This is a genomic window from Aromatoleum toluolicum, from assembly GCF_012911005.2.
Classification (GTDB): domain Bacteria; phylum Pseudomonadota; class Gammaproteobacteria; order Burkholderiales; family Rhodocyclaceae; genus Aromatoleum; species Aromatoleum toluolicum.
In genome coordinates this window covers 46037-63992 of record NZ_WTVS01000010.1, presented here as the reverse complement: position 1 = coordinate 63992, position 17956 = coordinate 46037, and the positions used below count along the sequence as shown (strand labels likewise).

The 17956-nt window shown below is 69.7% G+C and carries 11 protein-coding genes; 5 read left to right on the top strand and 6 right to left on the bottom strand.

The window, feature by feature from the left end; all coding sequences use genetic code 11:
* The 4 genes from pbpC to GPA27_RS06675 all read right to left on the bottom strand — a co-directional run bounded on the left by pbpC (position 1) and on the right by GPA27_RS06675 (position 10994).
* Positions 1 to 2298 (bottom strand): penicillin-binding protein 1C, encoded by a 2298-nt coding sequence (pbpC, locus tag GPA27_RS06690; protein ID WP_169138794.1) that lies wholly within the window; start codon positions 2296 to 2298, stop codon positions 1 to 3.
* The gene (locus tag GPA27_RS06685) at positions 2295 to 7439 is read right to left on the bottom strand and encodes an alpha-2-macroglobulin family protein (protein ID WP_169138792.1); all 5145 of its coding nucleotides are present in this window, start codon (positions 7437 to 7439) and stop codon (positions 2295 to 2297) included. Before GPA27_RS06685 ends, pbpC begins: the two co-directional genes overlap by 4 nt.
* Before the next feature lie 100 nt (positions 7440 to 7539).
* Positions 7540 to 8673, bottom strand: a complete 1134-nt coding sequence (locus GPA27_RS06680; RefSeq protein WP_169138790.1) for an aminotransferase class V-fold PLP-dependent enzyme — start codon at positions 8671 to 8673, stop codon at positions 7540 to 7542.
* A gap of 62 nt (positions 8674 to 8735) precedes the next feature.
* Entirely contained in the window at positions 8736 to 10994 is a 2259-nt protein-coding gene (locus GPA27_RS06675; protein ID WP_169138788.1) for a WD40 repeat domain-containing protein, read from the bottom strand.
* Positions 10995 to 11405: 411 nt separating this feature from the next.
* Here GPA27_RS06675 and GPA27_RS06670 point away from each other — a divergent pair, with 411 nt between their 5' ends.
* The 4 genes from GPA27_RS06670 to GPA27_RS06655 all read left to right on the top strand — a co-directional run bounded on the left by GPA27_RS06670 (position 11406) and on the right by GPA27_RS06655 (position 14573).
* Complete coding sequence (locus GPA27_RS06670) at positions 11406 to 12302, top strand: transporter substrate-binding domain-containing protein (RefSeq protein ID WP_169138786.1); 897 nt, start codon at positions 11406 to 11408, stop codon at positions 12300 to 12302.
* A 91-nt stretch (positions 12303 to 12393) separates the two neighbouring features.
* On the top strand, positions 12394 to 13131 hold the full coding sequence (locus GPA27_RS06665; RefSeq protein ID WP_169138784.1) for an amino acid ABC transporter permease: 738 nt from the start codon (positions 12394 to 12396) through the stop codon (positions 13129 to 13131).
* A gap of 13 nt (positions 13132 to 13144) precedes the next feature.
* Entirely contained in the window at positions 13145 to 13825 is a 681-nt protein-coding gene (locus GPA27_RS06660; RefSeq protein WP_169138782.1) for an amino acid ABC transporter permease, read from the top strand.
* Between the two features lie 19 nt (positions 13826 to 13844).
* Positions 13845 to 14573, top strand: coding sequence for an amino acid ABC transporter ATP-binding protein (locus GPA27_RS06655; protein ID WP_169138780.1), 729 nt, complete (start codon positions 13845 to 13847; stop codon positions 14571 to 14573).
* Between the two features lie 28 nt (positions 14574 to 14601).
* On the opposite strand, the gene GPA27_RS06650 is transcribed toward GPA27_RS06655, so the two are convergent.
* Positions 14602 to 14943 carry a zinc ribbon domain-containing protein YjdM gene (locus GPA27_RS06650; protein ID WP_169138778.1) on the bottom strand — a complete coding sequence of 114 codons (342 nt, stop codon included), beginning with the start codon at positions 14941 to 14943 and terminating at the stop codon, positions 14602 to 14604.
* A 187-nt stretch (positions 14944 to 15130) separates the two neighbouring features.
* Here GPA27_RS06650 and GPA27_RS06645 point away from each other — a divergent pair, with 187 nt between their 5' ends.
* The gene (locus GPA27_RS06645) at positions 15131 to 16432 is read left to right on the top strand and encodes a tetratricopeptide repeat protein (protein WP_169138776.1); all 1302 of its coding nucleotides are present in this window, start codon (positions 15131 to 15133) and stop codon (positions 16430 to 16432) included.
* Here GPA27_RS06645 and GPA27_RS06640 read toward each other — a convergent pair.
* A complete protein-coding gene (locus tag GPA27_RS06640; protein ID WP_169138774.1) occupies positions 16429 to 17838 on the bottom strand; it encodes a rhomboid family intramembrane serine protease in 1410 nt (469 codons plus the stop codon). The two genes, GPA27_RS06645 and GPA27_RS06640, sit on opposite strands and share 4 nt — an antisense overlap.
* Positions 17839 to 17956: the final 118 nt, after the last annotated feature.

Sequence of the window (17956 nt, the reverse complement as noted above, 5' to 3'; positions counted from 1 at the left end):
CTAGCGCACGCTGATCTCCACGCTGTCGAAGCGGCCCGCGTCGTCCATCGCGGTGATCCGGTGCGGGCCGGCGACAGGAAACTGCCACAGCAGCGAGCGGCCGGCCGCCACGCGCCCGACCTGCACGCCGTTCACCAGCCAGGTCAGGCTGTCCTGCCCGCCGCGGGCCTCCAGCCGCAGCTCGGGGGCGGGGCCGGTGCCGGCGCGGCGTATCGTCTCGCCGTCGGTGACGCCGACGATCTTCAGTCCCGCCTCGGGCGCGACGGCGTCCCTGCACGCCGGCGCCCATGCGGGGGGCAGGGCGTGCCGCCGCGTTCCGCTGTCCAGCCAGGGTTCGAGCGCGGCCGGCCAGCGCGCCATCTCCACCGCGCGCATCTCGCCCGGCGCGCAGCCGGCACGCACCCGCAGGCCGCTTTCCGCGTCGCGGTAGTCCGTGTAACGCGGCGTGCCGCCGCGCAGGCGGTCGGGAAAGGTCGGCGGCGCGGCGCCGTTGAGGATCCAGGCGGTGCGCTGTTCGTGGCACAGTCCGGGCGGGAGGTCCGCGCTCCAGGTGCCCAGCGGCCAGCAGATCTTCGCCTGCGATACCCCCTCGGGCGGGACGCGCGGTCCGGGCGGCGCGCCATCGACCGCGGCGAACACGTCGATCAGCAGCGGCGCGGCGATGTTCGCGCCGAAGAAGCCCGGGTTGGGCGTGCCGTCGGGTCGGCCGACCCACACGCCCACCGTCAGGCGGTCGCTGACGCCGACCGACCAGGCGTCGCGGAAGCCGAAGCTCGTCCCGGTCTTGAAGGCGATGCCGCGGCGCACCCCGACGCCGCCTTCGACCGCGCGCGCCAGCGGTCCGCCCGATTCGAGGATGTCGCGTACGATGAAGGCCGCGCCCGCGCTCATCATGCGCGTCTCCTCGAGCGGGGCGTCCTGCGCGTAGCGCGGCCGGGCGGCGATGCCGCCGCGCGCGAACGAGGTATAGGCGCCGACCAGGCCTTCCAGGCTCGTCGCGGCGCCGCCCAGGATCACGCTCAGGTTGGGCCCGGCGCCCCGCGGCAGCTCGAGCCTGAGGCCGCCACGGCGCAGCTGCGCGACGAAGCGCTGCGGCCCGAGATGGTCCAGCACCTCCACGGCCGGCACGTTCAGCGACTTCTGCAGCGCCTGCGACACGCCGACCGGGCCGCTGAAGTTCGCCTGGAAGTTGCCCGGCTGGTAGCCGGAAAAGGATTGCGGCACGTCGGCCAGCAGCGATTCGGAGTGGATCAGGCCCTCGTCGAGCGCCAGTCCGTACAGGAAAGGCTTCAGCGTCGAGCCGGGCGAGCGCATCGCCCGCACCATGTCCACGTGCGCGAAGCGGCTTTCGTCGGCGAAGTCGGCGGAGCCCGCGTACGCGAGCACTTCCAGCGTCGCATTGTCGACCACCAGCGCCGCCATCGACACGCGCGGCGGCAGCACCGACAGCCGCGACGCGAGGAGCTGTTCGACCATGCCCTGCATGCCCGCATCCAGGGTCGTCTCCACGCGCAGCTGACGGGGGTGCTCGCGGCGCACGCGCTCGGCGAACAGCGGCGCGAGCAGCGGTTCGCGCACCGTCTGCGCGATCACCGGTTCCTGGCGCGCCTCGCGCACGACGTCGGCGCCCCAGTGCGGCGCCATGCGCGCCAGCACCTTGTCGCGCGCCGCCCGCGCGCGTTCGGGATAGCGGTCCGGGCGCAGCAGCGAAGGGGCCTGCGGCAGCACCGTCAGCAGCGCGGCCTCGGATTCCGTCAGGCGTGCCGCCGGTTTGCCGAGATAGGCCCGGCTGGCCGCCTCGACCCCTTCGAGCACGCCGCCCATCGGCGCGTAGCCGAGGTAGAGCTCGAGGATCTCGTGCTTGGACAGCCGCAGTTCCAGCTGCAGCGCGCGCACCATCTGGCGCAGTTTGCCGCGCAGCGTGTGCGGCGTCGGCTCGAGGATGCGCGCGACCTGCATCGTCAGCGTCGAGCCGCCCGAGACGACGCGGCCGCTGGTGGCCCACTGCCCCGCGGCGCGCAGCAGCGCCAGCGGATTCACGCCGGGATGCCAGTGGAAGAAGCGGTCCTCGTAGGCGATCACGGCCTCGAGGTAGCGTGGCGACACCTCGTCCTTACGGACGGGATGGCGCCAGATGTGGGTGCGGTCGGGGAAGGCGCGCAACGGGGTGCCGTCGCGCGCCAGCACCACCTGCGCATGCGGTGCCGCGCGCCCGGGGAGGGGCGGCGGGAAGAGCTGGTCCGCCAGCAGCAGCAGGGCCAGCGCCGCCGCGAGCGCAAGGCGCAGGCGGCGGCTCATTGCCCGCTGCCGGCTCCGTCGCCGTGTCCGTCGCTGATCTGCAGCGTTTCCTCGCCTCCGGCGATGCCGTAGATGTGCGGCTGGTACATGTCCTCGGCGTAGGTCGGCGGCACGACGAAGCGTCCCGGCGTGACGACGCGCACGCGGTAGAAGAAGTTCATCTCGCCCCGCAGCCGCGCGGCGACGACGAAGCGGTCGTCGCGGAACTCGACGTGCTGGATCGCGCCGTCCTGCATCGCCTGGCGCGGGTCGATCCCGCCGATGCTGATCGCCGACTGCTCGCCCTGCACGATGTTGGCGTTCTCGATCTCGACCCCGGCCGGCACGTAGTCGACGACCAGGCCGTTGGCGTGGCGGCCGGCTGTGCTGACGCGCACGCGGACGACCAGTGTCTCGCCGACGCGCAGCGGACGCTTGCCGAGCGGCTGCCCGTCCGGCGTGTACCACTCGCGCCTGAGGTCGAAGGCATCGCGCCGTGCCGCGGGCATCGCCGCGGGGTTGCCCGCGAGATTGAACTCGGCGAAGAGCTTTTCCTGATGGGTATTGGTGAGGCGGACGCCGCCGGCGACGTCCTCGGCGGACAGGGACAGGAACTGCGTGCCCTTGCCGCCGATCGCCTGCGTCCTGCCGCCGCTGGCCGTTTCGGCCGTCCAGTTGCCGCCGGCTCCGGTCACGAAGCTGCGGCCGAGCAGGAACAGTGCGAGTTTCTCCTGGGTGCTGTGGTAATGGTGGCGGCCGCGCTCCAGCTCGCCGGCGACGAGGTTCACGAGGTTCTCGCGGCCTTCGGGCTTGAGGCCGTGCTTCTCGAGCAGCACGTACATCAGCGCCCAGTCGCGCAGGGTGCTGCCGTAGTCGCCCCACCAGTAATTGTCCGGACGGTTCTTCCGGATGCCGGCTTCGACCGCGCTCGTTGCGCGCGCCTCGTCGCCCATGAGCTTCAGTGCGATGCCGAGGTGCACCAGGCCGAGGCCCGAGTGCGCCGCGGCCTGCGACTCGTGCAGCTGCCGCAGCGTCGCTAGCGGGGCCTTGCCCTGCCGGGCGAGGACGTAGGCGCCGTAGGCGAGCACCGCGAAGCGGCCCGATCCGGCGTAGCGGTGGTCGGCCCACACCGAATCGGCGCTGTATCTCACCGCTTCGCGCGGCAGGCCGGCGACGCCTTCCTGCAGGCCCTTCAGCAGGAACTCGACGGCGCGCTTCTCCATCTCGGGCGGGACGTTGAAGCCCTGTTCGCGCGCGTCGAGCAGGAAGTTCGTGACGTAGGCCGACAACCAGTACTCGTAGTTGCCGACGTTGCCCCACAGGCTGAAGCCGCCGTTCGGCGCCTGCATCCCGGCCAGCCGCCCGATCGCCTTTTCGAGCATTTCGGCGCGCTGGGCCTGCGTGTAGGGCTTCAGGCCGAACTGCTTCGCGGCCGTCTCGTCGATGAATACGTGCGGATATGCCGTGCTCGTCGTCTGCTCGGCGCAGCCGTAGGGGTAGGTCAGCAGTCCGCGCACGGCGCCGCGCACGTCGATCGGTGCCTTGTCGGATACTGCCAGCGTCGCCGCGACGCTGTGCTTCAGGAATCCGCCCAGTTCGGCGTCGCGCAATTCCACCGTTTCGCCCGGTGCGACGACGACGCGCTTCATCACCGATTGACGCGGCGTCGGTGCCTGCACCTGCAGCGGGAAGCTGCGGTCGAGCTTCAGCGCCTCGCTTTCGACATGCACGCGCACCTCCGTGAGTCCCAGCGCCGTCCCGGCTTCGACGGGGATGCGCAGGATGCGCTTCTGCTGGTCCTTGAGCGCAATGCGCTGCTCGCCGGCCTGGATCACAAGGCCGTCGCCGTTGGTCACGCTGATGCGCACGTCCTGGGCGGCGCCGGAGAGGTTCTGCACGTCCATCGCGAGCACGGCGCTGTCGCCGACCGACAGGAAGCGCGGGGTCGCGAGTTCGACGACCAACGGCGCCGCGACGACGACCTCGGCCTCCTGCATGCCGAAGCGTTCGCCGCTGGTCGCCACCGCCATCAGGCGCAGGCTGCCGTTGAAGTCCGGCACCGGCAGCGAGATCTCCGCCTCGCCCTTGTCGTCGAGCGCGACCGGGCCGCTGAAGAGATCGACCAGGCGCACCTTCTTGGGCAGGCTCTTGGTCGGCTTGGGCGCCGCGTCGCCGCCGAACTTGAGCCGTCCCTTGTCGCCCGCCATCTTCTCGATCAGGCGCCCGTACACGTCATGCGCGTCGGCGCCGTAGCGCAGCTTGGCGAAGAAGAAGCCGAACGGGTCGGGGCTCTTGAACGCGGTGATGTTGAGGATGCCGGCATCGACCGCGGACAGCGTGACCATCGCCTTCTGGCCCTTGGCCTCCGGCACCTTCACGCGAACCTTCAGCGGCTGCTCGGGCTTCATCTTCTGTGGCGCTTCGAGCGCCACGTCGAGCTTGCGCTGGCTGCGTTCGAGCGGCAGGTGAATCAGGCCCAGCGCGCGCGCCGGCGTGACCGTGTCGCCGCTGCTGCCCGGCCGCAGCACCATGACCGACACATACAGGTCGTGGCGCTTCCATTCCTTGTCGACGGGGATGTCGATCGTCGTGCCGTCGGCGCCGACCGAGAGGCGGCGCACCCACAGCGCCCTGTCGCCCTCGACGGTCACGAGCGCCTCGCCGGCATGCGGCGGGGTGATCGTCAGGCGCGCCGTTTCACCGTCGGCGTAGCCCGCCTTGTCCAGCTTCAGCGCGACGAGGTCCGGGCGCACGCCCCGGGTTTCGTCGTCCTGAGCGTACCAGCCGGCGTAGAAGCGGTAGCGTGCGGTCTGCTGCGTTTCCGGGTCGAACACCTCGAGCCGGTAGCGGCCGTACTTGACCGGCAGCGCGAGCTTGCCGCGGCCGCCGGCGGGCATGGACACCTGCGTGGTCGACACCAGCTCATCGGTTTCGGTGAAACCCGAATTCCAGCCGCGCTGGTCGTCGAAGCGCCAGTAGTAGTTGCGGTTCTCGCGGAACAGCCGCACCGGCAGCGCGGTGCCCGCCTTGAGGGTGGCGGCGGTGTCGGCGCGCACCACTTCGAACTCCGCCGCGGCGCCTTCGCGCGCATAGGCGCCGACGAACAGCGGGCGGACGCCGACCAGCACCGGCGCGGGCCAATGCACGCGCTCGATGCTGCGGATGACCGGCCGGCCGCCGCTCTCGAGCAGGCCGATGGTGGCGCGCACGGTGAAGGGCGAGCGCCGGCCGGCGACCGGTTCGAGATCCACGTCGATGCTCGCCTTGCCCGCGTCGTCGAGCGCGGTTTCCGACAGCTCGGTGCGCGATTTGACCGTATCCTCGTCCGCATCGCCGAATACGAAGCCGGGCAGCTTGTGTGCGAGCGGATTGCGGTTGCGCTCGGTGTTCACGACGCCGACGAGGCTGTTGCCGGCGGCGGGGGTGCCGTACAGGTAGCGCCCGCTGACGTCGATGCGCCAGCTCGCACCGTCCGCGAGACTGGCCTCGGTGCTGGTCAGGTCGAGCTTCATCCGTTCCGGCAGGAATTCCTCGACGCCGAAGCGCATCACCGCCGCCGCCGTGCTGGCCGCAGGGTCGGTGCGCAATTCCAGCGCCCACGAGCCGGTCGCGGCGTCGATCGGCAGCTCGATCGCCTGGGTGTAGTAGCCGGGATCGAGTTCGAGCGGCTTCCACGTCCGCGTCCATTGCAGCTTGCCGTCCGGCCGGCGCAGCGCGGCCTGGATCGGCTGCGGCGGCACGGCGCGTCCGTCGGCGTCGCGGGCGATCACCGACACGTCGAAGCGCTCGCCCGGGCGGTACAGGTTGCGTCCGCTGTAGGCGAACAGGCGCACCGGGACGAAGGGCGTGCCGGCGATGTCGAACTCGCCGAGGTCGAGCGCCGGCTCCTTGAGGGCGATCAGCGACAGGTGCTCGCCCTTGCGTGCCGTCAGCACGCGCGCGCCTTTGGGGCGTTCGGCGAAGTTCGCCCGCCCGTCGCCGTCGGTCTCGCCGCGCGCCAGGGTCTTGCCTTCGCCGTCGATCCAGCTCAGCTCGGCGCCGCTCACGGCCTTGCCGCTGGCCAGCGAACTCACGTAGGCGTCGGCTCCGGCGGCGTACTGGCGCACGTGCAGGCCGAGATCGCTGACGTAGAAATAGGTGGTCTGGAACTCGTGGCGGAAGCGGTTCGGCTGCGACATCACCGCGACGTAGACGCCCGGTTCGCGCAGCGCGGGGATGTCCTCGACGGGAATGAAGGTTACGCGGCGCCGATCGGACTTCTGTTCGGTGACGAAGCGCCCGATGAAGGCGCTGGTCGTGAGGCGGTGCAGCTGGTCGAGTTGCCAGCCGTCGACGGCGCCCTTGAGGCGGGTGCCCGCATCGCCGTAGTAGTAGCTTTCCTCGTCGTCGGCTTCGCCGCCTTCCGCGTCGGCGGACGCGTCGCGGGTCGGCTGGCCGGCCGGACCGGCCACGACCTGGTCGAGGAATTCGGACAGGTGCTCCGGCTTGACCTTGAGGAACTGGATGTCGACTTCGGGCACGTTCACGGTCGTGACCGGCAGGCCGCCGTTCTGCCCGGCAGGCAGCACCATGCCGCGGCTGGCGAAGTAGAACGCCGGGGCGACCGTGCCCATGCGGATCGAGAAGCGCGCTTCCGCATCGAGCTTGCTGCCGTCCTTCGCCGGCAGGCCGGCCAACACGCGCACGACGTAGCGGGTCTGCGGCTTGACGTGCGGGAAGAACAGCAGTCGCGGGTTTTCGCCGACGACCCAGGCGCCCGCGACCGGCGTGCCGCCCTCGGTCACCGTGTCGACCGGCTCGCGGCTGCTCGCGTTGCTGACCCCGGCCGTCGTGCTTCCGTCTTCCTCTTCTTCGTAGTGCACGCCCGCCGACGAACCTTCTGCCGCGTGGGCGGGAGACGGCATCTCCAGCACCTGGAGGAACTTGTCGTGATCGCCGCGGGCGTCGAGCGGAAGGCTGAACGACAGCGCGAGGGCGGGCGATCCGTCGAGCTCGCGCGGGGCGCCGTCCACGACCTCGAAGGGCACGTTGCCGGCCTCGGCGTCCGCGCCCGTCCGGTCGCGCGTGGCGAAGAAGTAGCCGCCGAGTGCGGCCACCAGAACGATGACGAGCGCCACCGGCGCAACGCCGAAACCCCTCGATCCTGCCTTTCCGAACCGCATGCAATTCCCCCGTTATATGCGGAAGGAATTGTAACCGAGGAACTCGGAGAGTTCCCCGGGCAGGCAGGGATACAGCGGCGGTCGTGTCAGGCCGTGTCGGCTACGCGGGGCGGATCGCGTCGAGCGCTGCTTCCAGCGAGGCCACGCTGCGCTCGACCGCATGCAGCTTGTCGAGGCCGAACAGGCCGATGCGGAAGCTGCGGAAGTCCGCCGGCTCGTCGCACTGCAGCGGCACGCCGGCGGCGGTCTGCAGGCCCTGCGCGATGAATTTCCGCGCGGACTGGATTTCGGGGTCGTCCGTGTAGCACACGACCACGCCCGGCGCCTCGAAGCCCGGTGCGGCGACGCTGCGGAAGCCGCGTGCGGCGAGCAGCGCGCGCACGCGCCGGCCCAGCTCCTGCTGCTCCGCCTTCACCTTGTCGAAGCCGTAGGCCTCGGTCTCCAGCATCACGTCGCGCAGCGCGGTCAGCGCATCGGTCGGCATCGTCGCATGGTAGGCATGGCCGCCCTTCTCGTAGGCTTCCATGATCTGCAGCCACTTTTTCAGGTCGCACGCGAAGCTGGTGCTGGTCGTCGCCTCGATCCGCGCGCGCGCGCGCTCGCCCAGCATCACGAGGGCGCAGCACGGCTGCGCGCTCCAACCCTTCTGCGGCGCGCTGATCAGGATGTCGACGCCGCTCGTGGCCATATCCACCCAGATCGTGCCGGAGGCGATGCAGTCGAGCACGAACAGGCCGCCGACCTCATGCACGGCATCGGCGACGGCGCGCAGATAGTCGTCGGGCAGGATCATGCCGGCCGCGGTCTCGACGTGCGGGGCGAACACCACATCAGGCTTGTGCGTGCGGATCGCCGCGACGACCTCGGCGATCGGCGCAGGTGCGAACGCTGCCTGCGGACCGGCTGCGACCGGTCGCGCCTTCAGCACCGTGCATTCGGACGGGATTCCGCCCATGTCGAAGATCTGCGTCCAGCGGTAGCTGAACCAGCCATTGCGGATCACCAGGCACTTCCTCCCGGTCGCGAACTGGCGCGCGACCGCCTCCATGCCGAAGGTGCCGCTGCCGGGCACGACGACCGCCGCGTGCGCGCCATAGACCTTCTTCAGCACGCGCGAGATGTCGCGCATGACGCCCTGGAAACGCTGCGACATGTGATTGAGCGCGCGGTCGGTATACACGACCGAGTATTCGAGCAAACCGTCGGGATCGGGTTGGGGCAGCAGGCTGGGCATCTTCTTCGGGCTCCGCAGGCAATGAATCCGGCATGGCCGTCCAGCTTAGCACGCAGTGCGGCTCAGGGCGGACAGGGGGTGCGGTTGAGGTATCGCGCGCATTCCGCGTCCGTGAAGCCGTTGCCGACGCGTTCGTGCAGCGCGGTCGCGACTTGCCCCGGGTCGAGCGGATGGAAATGCACGCGCCGGCCGTCGCCGCCGGTCGCGAGCAGGCGCCCGTCGGGCGAGAAGGCGACGGCATTCACGGCGCCATCCTGTGGCGGCAGCACCAGGCGCTCCGCACCGCTGGCGATCTCCCAAACGCGCGCGCTGCGGTCGCGTCCGGCGGTCGCGAGCAGGCGGCCGTCGGGGCTGAAGGCGAGCGCGCCGATCGCGCCCGCATGACCCGCGAGGCTGCGCACCGGCTTTCCGCCCGTCATGCCCCACAGGCGCGCGACGCGGTCCGTGCCGGCGGTCGCGAGCAGCGAGCCGTCCGGACTCAGCGCGAGGTCGAGGATCCCGTCGCCGCGCTCCTGCAGGCTGCGCAGCCGCTTGCCGTCCGCAGCCTTCCATTCCGTGAGGGCGCCGTCGGCACCGGCCGTCAGCACGCTGCGCCCGTCGCGGCTGAAGATCACGCAGTTCAGCGGGGCCGCACCGGTGCGCAGCCACAGCCGTCGCGCCCCACTGGCGGCGTCCCATACGCCCACCATCCCGTCGCGTCCGGCCGTGACGACGTGGTGCCCGTCGGTGCTGAAGGCGATGCCACTTATGCGCCCCGTGTGCCCGCGCAGCATGAGCGGCGGCCGCTCGCCGGCGGCGTCCCATACCGTTGCGCTGCCGTCGTCTTGCGCGGTCGCGATGCGACTGCCGTCCGGGCTCCATGCGACGCGCGATGCGGCGCTCGCCTCCCCCGCGAGCCGGTGCCGGATTTTTCCGCTTTCGATGTCCCACACGGCGGCGATCGTGCCGGTTGCAGCCGTTGCGAGCCGCCTGCCGTCCGGACTGTAGGCGAGGCTGCGGATCGCCCCCGCGTGGCCGAAGGCGATGTCCCACAGCTTCACGCTGCCGTCGGCGCCGGTTGTCGCGAGTCGTGCGCCGGCGGTGTCGAAGGCGAGGTCGGTCACGGGGTTGCCCTCCGCGGCGAGCGCCGCGAGCGGCTGGCATTCGCCGGTCGGAAGCGTGCAGCCTGCCGCGTCCCACAGCCGCGCCGAGCCGTCGTTACCTCCGGTCGCCAGCAGACTGCCGTCCGGGCTGAAGGCGACGGCACGGATGGTGTCGGGCTGTTCGGGCAGCTCGCGCACGGGCGCGCCACTGCCGGCATCCCACAGGCGCGCCCGGTGGTCCTCGCCCGCGCTCGCCAGCCAGCGCCCATCCGGACTGAATGCGAGCGCGAGGACCGCGCCTGCATGGCCTTCGAGCACATGCAGCGCCCGGCCGCTCAACAGGTCCCACACGCGCAGCACGGCATCGCCGCCCGCCGTCGCCAGGTGTCGCCCGTCGGGACTGAAGGTGACGGCGTGCAGCGGGGCCCTGTGGCCGGTGAGGTTCGCGAGCAGGCCGCCCGTATCCGCGTCCCACAGCCGCACGACCGGGCTCCTCCCCACCGTCGCCACGATCTCCCCGTCCCGCCCGAACGCGACGCCGTTGAGGGGCTCCGGCTGGCGCGGCAGCTCGCGCAGCCGTTCGCCGCGCGCAGCGTCCCACAGGATGATCCGGCCGTCCTCGCCTACCGATGCGAGCGTCTTCCCGTCCGGGCCGAAGGCAAGATCGCGGGCCTCTCCCTCGTGTCCGTGCAGCTCGACAGGCGCCGCGCCGTCGGCGGCATTGCGGATGCGTACCGTGCCATCCTGCCCGGCCGACGCGATGAGCGCCCCGTCGGGGCTGAAGGCGATCGCATTCACGCGGTTCGCGTGTCCGCGCAGCGTCAGGCGCAGGCGGCTTGCGTCGAGCGCGCGCCGTGCCGCGTCCTCGGCCTGGCCGCGCACGAAGGGCGCGGCGTCCGCGGTGCGGCGCAGCGCCTCGGACGCCGCGCGCGCGGCGAGGTCCGGGTCGGTGTCGAGATGGCGCAGGGCCGTGGCGACGAGCTGGAGCGACAGCACGACATCGGCTTGCTGGCGGCGCTGCAGTTCCGCGACCTGCTGCGCGACCAGCGCGGCGATGGCCGCGACCGCCAACAGGAAGGCGAGGATGCCCAGCCCGACGGCGCGCCGCCGCATGCGCCGGGCGAGAGCGGCTTGTTCCGCGGCGCGTGCCTGCGCGGCGGCGATGCGGTCTTCCCTTCCGCCCGCGGGACGCTCGTCCTGCAGCAGTTCCGAGATCACGCCATCAGGGGATGATGCCACCGCCGTCCTCCATGCCGAATCGTCGCAAGGCCCGCCGTTACGCGATCTGGCGCGCGCCTCCGCTGCTGAACTATATTTGAAGCACGCTCCCGTTCGAAGGAGTTCCGTCACGTGTTCCCCGACAACCGTCCATCGCGTCCGGGCCGGCAATCCGCTGCTGCGTCCGCGGCGCGGCAGCCTCCCCCGGCAGGCTGTCCATACAATGCCGCGGACATGGTGTGCGTGCCGGTTACAATGTGTAAATCCGCCCGGCGGCGCGCACGAGCGGGGACTCGGGTTGATCCCTATGCCCGCGCGCTGCGCCATGCCTTACGATGGACGCGGGCGGCCGTCACCCGCCGGCTGCCCCTGCCTGACCGGGCAATAGAGCCGTCCTCCGCATTTCCGAACCAACACAAGTGGAGTCCGTTCATGCGCAAGTCACTCACCGCCGTCGCCCTGTGCCTGTCCATCGCCGGTCTCGCCGCGCCCGCCCATGCCCAGCTCACCGGCACGCTGCAGAAAATCAAGGATTCCGGCGCGATCACGATCGGCCACCGTGAGTCCTCGGTGCCCTTCTCCTACCTCGACGCGAACCAGAAGCCCATCGGCTATGCGATGGACCTGTGCGGGAAGGTCGTCGATGCGATCAAGGCCGAGCTCAAGATGTCCAGCCTGCAGGTGAACTACCAGGCGGTGACCTCGCAGAACCGCATCCCGCTGATGCAGAACGGAACGATCGACCTCGAGTGCGGCTCGACGACCAACAGCGTCGCACGCCAGCAGCAGGTCGGCTTCAGCGTCGCCTACTTCATCACCAGCGTGCGCATGGCGGTGCGCAAGGACTCCGGCGTCAAGGACATCGGCGACCTCAACGGCAAGCCCGTGGTCACGACCACCGGGACCACGTCAGACCAGCTCATCAAGCAGAACGAGAAGGGCAAGACGATCGACGTCAGGAACATTTACGGCAAGGACCACGCCGACTCCTTCCTGATGGTCGAGAGCGCCCGCGCCGCCGCCTTCGTGATGGACGACATCCTGCTCGCCGGCCTCATCGCCAGTTCCAAGACCCCGGCCAACTTCGAGATCGTCGGCCCCTCGCTGCGCGACGAGCCCTATGCGGTGATGATGCGCAAGGACGACGCGCCGCTCAAGGCCATGGTCGACAAGACCCTCACCGGCCTGATGAAGTCGGGCGAAGCCGAGAAGCTGTACGCCAAGTGGTTCATGAACCCGATCCCGCCGCGCAACGTGAACCTCAACTTCCCGATGAGCCCGGCGGTGAAGGCCGCGTTCCAGAACCCGACCGACAAGGGCGTCGAGTAAGCGGCCCGCGCGCGGCGGCCCGTGTCCGGCCGCCGCGCCCCGACATCCGAACAAGCCGGCGCCCGCGCGCCGCCCAGGGAGGGGAGTTCGCATGAACTACCATTGGGACTGGATGTTCTTCTTCCAGGAGACCGACGACGGTCTCAAGTACTACGACTGGATCCTGTCCGGCCTCGGCTGGACCACCTTCGTGTCGCTCGCCTCGCTCGTCGTCGCGCTGATCCTCGGCTCGGTGCTGGGCGTCATGCGCACGACCCCGAAGCGCTGGCTCGTCGGCCTCGGCGACGCCTACGTCGACCTCTTCCGCAATGTCCCGCTGATCGTCCAGCTCTTCATGTGGTTCTTCGTCGTGCCCGAGCTGGTGCCGGAGAACATCGGCCTGTGGATGAAGCAGGACCTGCCCTACTTCGTCATCGCGATCGTCGGCCTCGGCCTCTACACCGCCGCGCGCATCGCCGAGCAGGTCAAGGCCGGCATCAACTCGCTGTCGCGCGGCCAGCGCTTCGCCGGCCTCGCGCTCGGCTTCACCGAATGGCAGACCTACCGCTACGTGCGCCTGCCGATGGCCTACCGCATCGTGCTGCCGGCGCTCACGTCGGAGGCGATGAACATCTTCAAGAACTCCGCCGTGACCTACGCGGTCGGCATCCTCGAGCTCTACTTCCAGTACAAGCAGATCATCGAGAAGACCTCGCAGGTGCTGGAGATCACGATCGTCGTGACCCTGTGCTACTTCGTCCTCGCCTTCGTCATGAACCGCATCCTCGCCTTCGTCGAGGCCCGCACGCGCGTGCCGGGCCTGATCGTCGGCACCAAAGGCAGCAAGTGAGGAGGCCCCGGACATGAGCGACTTCGACTTCTCCGTCATCGTCCAGAACTGGGCCTTCCTCGCCGAGGGCCTGCGCTACACGCTGCAGGTCACCGTCACCGCCATGATCGGCGGCATCCTCATCGGCACGGTGCTCGCGCTGATGCGCCTGTCCTCGATCACGCCGCTGCAGTGGTTCGCCGCCGGCTACGTCAATATATTCCGCAGCGTGCCGCTGGTGCAGGTGATCCTCGCCTTCTACCTGATCCTGCCGCTGGTGCTGCAGATGATCACCGGCAAGCAGATCCCCATCGGCGCGGCGAATTCGGCCTACTTCACCTTCACGATCTTCGAGGCCGCGTACTACTCCGAGATCATGCGCTCGGGCATCCAGTCGGTGCCGCGCGGGCAGGTCGGCGCGGGCTACGCATTGGGCTTCACCTATGGCCAGGCGATGCGCTACGTGGTGTTGCCGCAGGCCTTCCGCAACATGCTGCCGGTGCTGCTGACCCAGACCATCATCCTGTTCCAGGACGTGTCGCTGGTGTATGCGATCGGCGCCACCGACTTTTTCGGCGCGGCCGACAAGATCACCCAGCGCGACCTGCGCCCGGTCGAGATGTACACGACCGTCGCGGTCGTCTATTTCATCATCTGCTTTACCCTTTCGCGTCTGGTGAAATGGTTGCAGTCGCACATCGCCATCATCCGCTGACCTTCCGGAGTCCTGAACGATGATCGAGATCAACAACGTTTCGAAGTGGTACGGCAGCTTTCAGGTGTTGACCGACTGCACGACGCAGGTCAGCAAGAGCGAAGTGGTGGTGGTGTGCGGCCCCTCGGGCTCGGGCAAATCGACGCTGATCAAGTGCGTGAATGCGCTCGAACCCTTCCAGCAGGGCAGCATCGTCGTCAATGGCATCGCCGTTCAGGATCCGAAGACCGATCTGCCCAAGCTGCGCGCCAAGGTCGGCATGGTGTTCCAGAACTTCGAGCTGTTCCCGCACATGACGATCACCGACAACCTGGCGATCGCGCAGATCAAGGTGCTCGGCCGCAGCCGCGACGAGGCCGTCGACAAGGGCCTGAAGCTGCTCGACCGCGTCGGCCTCAAGGCGCAGGCGGCGAAGTTTCCCGGCCAGCTCTCGGGCGGCCAGCAGCAGCGCGTCGCGATCGCCCGCGCGCTCGCGATGGATCCGATCTGCATGCTGTTCGACGAACCGACCTCTGCGCTCGACCCCGAGATGATCAACGAGGTGCTCGACGTCATGGTCCAGCTCGCCCACGAAGGCATGACGATGATGTGCGTCACGCACGAGATGGGCTTCGCGCGCAAGGTTGCCAACCGCGTGATCTTCATGGACCGCGGCGCCATCGTCGAGGACGCCGCCAAGGAAGACTTCTTCGGCCAGCCGCGCTCCGAACGCGCGCAGGCCTTCCTCGCGAAGATCCTCAACCACTGAGACATCGGGGCGCGCGGCGCCCCGACGCTCACACCTTCTTCAGGTAGCAGGCCTTCAGCATGAAGTTGCCGGCATCCATCTTGCAGTCGACCTCGTGGTCGCCGCCGACGAGGCGGATGCTCTTCACCTTGGTGCCGACCTTCAGCGTGATCGACGAGCCCTTCACCTTCAGGTCCTTGATCAGCACCACCGCGTCGCCGTTCTGCAGCACATTGCCGTTGGCATCCTTGACGACCGTCTCGCCCTCGTCGTCGGCCACTGCGGCCTCGGCCATCGGCCACTCGTAGCCGCAGTCGGCGCACACGTAGTTCGCGCCGTCCGGGTAGGTGTTCTCCAGGGTGCATTGGGGGCAGGGCGGGACAGTCGACATGATTTCCTCGCGGCTCGCGGACGAGCAAAGCGGGCGAGTATCCGCGTCGCGCGAAGGGTTGGCAACCTCGGGGCACGTTGGCGACCTCCGTGCGGGCGCGGAATGACGGGCTTCGGCATATTCCGCTGTCCCCGGCGCAGGACCGTGGAATAGACTCCGGGCTGTGCTCCCGCGACCTGCATCCACGATGCCTTCCCTGCCACCGATCCAACCTTACTGGCGCCGCTTCGGCAGCTTCTTCCTCTATCCGCTCTCGCTCGAGCCGCTGCTCGCATGCCTCGGATTCGGCGTCCTCGCCGGCCTGGCGGGCGCCGTCTTCTTTCCCGCCAACCTGCTCCTGCAACTTGGCGTGCTGGTGGGGACGCTGCGCTACGGCTACAAGGTGCTGGAGCGCACCGCGCGCGGCCACCTGGACGATGCCCAGCTGCTCGTGCACCCGGGGCACGGCGGCAAGTACCTTCCCTACAAGCAGTTCGTCGTCATCGCAATCGGCCTCAGCCTGAGCGCGTACGCGGCGAGCATCGGCGGCGTGCACCTCGCGATGGTCCTGCTCGTGTTCCTTGGCTTGCTGCTGCCCGCGAACACGATGCTGCTGGCCCTGACGAACGACCTCGGCGAGTCGATCGCCCCGCCGCGCCTGTGGGCGCTGATCCACGGCATCGGCATGCCTTACTTGGGCCTCTGCGCCTGCCTGCTGTTGTTGTCGTCGAGCAGCGCGGCGCTGCTCGGCTGGCTCGTGCCGGTCGTGCCGCCTATGCTCGTCGGCGCACTCGGCGGCTTCCTCGGTGCCTACTTCATGGTCGCGATGTTCCGCCTGATGGGCTACGCGCTGTACCAGTACCACGACGTGCTCGGGCTGGCGGTCGACGTCGGGTTCGAGCGCCAGACGGCCTCCGTCGCGCGTCCCGACCCCGCCGCCCGGCGCGCCGCCGAGACCGCGGCGCTGATCAGGGAAGGCCGCTTCGCCGAAGCGATCGCCCTCGCGCGCACCGAACTGGCGGAGAACCCGGGCGATCAGGCGGCCAACCTGCGGCTGCACCGCCTGTTGTGCGCGGTGCCGGGGGAGGAGCGCGCGATGCTGGCTCACGCGGCGGAATGGCTGCCGGCACTGATGCGGAAGGGCAGGGAGCGTGTCGCGGTCGATGTCATTGAGGCCGTCTGGAAGCACGAGCCCGCGTACAGCCTTCCGCTTGGCGCGTTCATCCTTCCCCTCGCGCAGGCCTTCTTCGATGCCCGGCGTTACGCCGGCGCGGCGTGCCTGATCAAGGGCTTCGACCGGCGCTTCCCCGGCCACGCGGACACCCCCGCGGTGTACCTGCTGGGCGCCCGCCTGCTGATCGAACACCAGCGTGACGAAACGCAGGCGCGTCGGGTGCTGGCGGCGATCCGCGAGCACTACCCCGACAGTCCCGCGGCAACGGAGGCGCGGCGTCTGGGCGAATTGCTCGACCGGCTCGCAACTGCCGCAAATCCCTCGGCCGCCGGCTAGCGGGACGGTTCGAGGGCCGCGACCAGCCGCCGCAGTGGGACCGCCCGGTCGGCAAGGCCCCGGGCGTCGAAAGCGCGTGCGAGTCGACCGGCAAGGCGCAGCGCGATGCCCAGTTTTTCGCGGCGGGCGAAGAAGTGCAGCACGAGGCGTTCGGCGACGTCCAGTTCGTCCGCGTCGATCAGGCGCCCGGTCAGCGCCTCCCACTTCGCGGGGTCAAGCATCGGCAAACCCTCGGCCTCCCCGCCCAGCACCTCGGCCAATAGCTTCGAATCGACGGCGGCAGGGCGCATTGCAGCGCATTCCAGTAGCCGACGACGCGCGTCGTGCTCCAGCTCGCCTTGTCGCGCGAGGCGGGCGACCCGCCAGTATTCCGCCGCGAGTGCGGCACTCGGATCATGGTGCTCGTCGAACAGCTTGCGGTAGAGCAGCGCGGCGGGCCCGAACTGCATCGTCGCGACGTGCTTCTCCGCCCGCGCGCGCAGGGCGGCGATCGCCTCGTCGGCGTCCTGCCGATGGACGAGCTCCGCACTCCGGCCGTGCCTGCGCCAACGGTACACGGCGATCAGCAGCGCGCCGCTGAGCAGGCCCGCGAAGTGCGCCAGGTAGTTCACGTTGCCGTCGCGGTCGAGGACGAAGTTCTGCAGCAGCTCGTTGCCCAGCCATAGCGGCAGGATCGCGAGTGCCGGCCCGCGCACCGTGCCGAAGAAGAACACGAGCCAGTAGAAGAACTCGATCCGGCGGCGTCCGAACAAGCCGAGGTAGGCCGCCATCACCGCCGAGATCGCCCCTGAGGCGCCCAGCGACAAGCGGTGCCCGGTCACGGGGAGAAGCAGATCGGGCAGCGCCGCCCCCAGCCCGCCGAGGAGGTAGAGGGCGACAAAGCCGAGCGGCCCGAGGGCGGCTTCCACCGTGTAGCCGACGACGAACAGGACCGCCATGTTTCCGCTCAGATGCAGGATGTCGCCGTGCAGGAACATGTGCGTCAGCAGCGTCGCCGGGCGCGGCGCCTGCCCTTCGAGCGCGAAGCGCTCCGTCAGCACGCGCTGGCGCAGCGTCTCGTAATGGCTCCGCTGTGCCCGCCATGTCGGGTAGTCGGGACTCTCGCGCGTGATTATTTGGCCCTCGCGCAGCGCTGTCATGAAGCCTCGATCGGCTTCCATCTCCTGCAGCAGCGCGGCACCGTTGCGCGTGGACGCCTTGGCGTCGCGCCGGGCGAGTTCAGCCCGGTACGCGGCAGCCTCCATCCTGGCCAGTCCGGACTGCTGGTAATAGCGCCACGCCGCCTCGGCCCGCCCTGCGTCGCCGCCCTGCAGCAGGAACGCGATCAGGCACAGCAGCATGATCGCCAGGGTCGCGAGCGGGGGCCGGCTCCAGTCGGGCCGCGCGGGAAGGGGCAGGATCAGCATCGGGACCTGGGAAAGCAGCCGGAAGCCGCGAATTATACGAGGCGCATGGTCCCCGCCGCACGGAGCGCGCGCTTTGCAGGCAGAATGCCGCCTTTGCCCGCCGTTCCATTCGACTCAT

Bases quoted from the DNA above. Each gene is read 5' to 3' on its own strand.
- pbpC (WP_169138794.1), bottom strand. From the start codon at position 2,298: ATGAGCCGCCGCCTGCGCCTTGCGCTCGCGGCGGCGCTGGCCCTGCTG.
- GPA27_RS06685 (WP_169138792.1), bottom strand. From the start codon at position 7,439: ATGCGGTTCGGAAAGGCAGGATCGAGGGGTTTCGGCGTTGCGCCGGTG.
- GPA27_RS06680 (WP_169138790.1), bottom strand. From the start codon at position 8,673: ATGCCCAGCCTGCTGCCCCAACCCGATCCCGACGGTTTGCTCGAATAC.
- GPA27_RS06670 (WP_169138786.1), top strand. From the start codon at position 11,406: ATGCGCAAGTCACTCACCGCCGTCGCCCTGTGCCTGTCCATCGCCGGT.
- GPA27_RS06665 (WP_169138784.1), top strand. From the start codon at position 12,394: ATGAACTACCATTGGGACTGGATGTTCTTCTTCCAGGAGACCGACGAC.
- GPA27_RS06660 (WP_169138782.1), top strand. From the start codon at position 13,145: ATGAGCGACTTCGACTTCTCCGTCATCGTCCAGAACTGGGCCTTCCTC.
- GPA27_RS06655 (WP_169138780.1), top strand. From the start codon at position 13,845: ATGATCGAGATCAACAACGTTTCGAAGTGGTACGGCAGCTTTCAGGTG.
- GPA27_RS06650 (WP_169138778.1), bottom strand. From the start codon at position 14,943: ATGTCGACTGTCCCGCCCTGCCCCCAATGCACCCTGGAGAACACCTAC.
- GPA27_RS06645 (WP_169138776.1), top strand. From the start codon at position 15,131: ATGCCTTCCCTGCCACCGATCCAACCTTACTGGCGCCGCTTCGGCAGC.
- GPA27_RS06640 (WP_169138774.1), bottom strand. From the start codon at position 17,838: ATGCTGATCCTGCCCCTTCCCGCGCGGCCCGACTGGAGCCGGCCCCCG.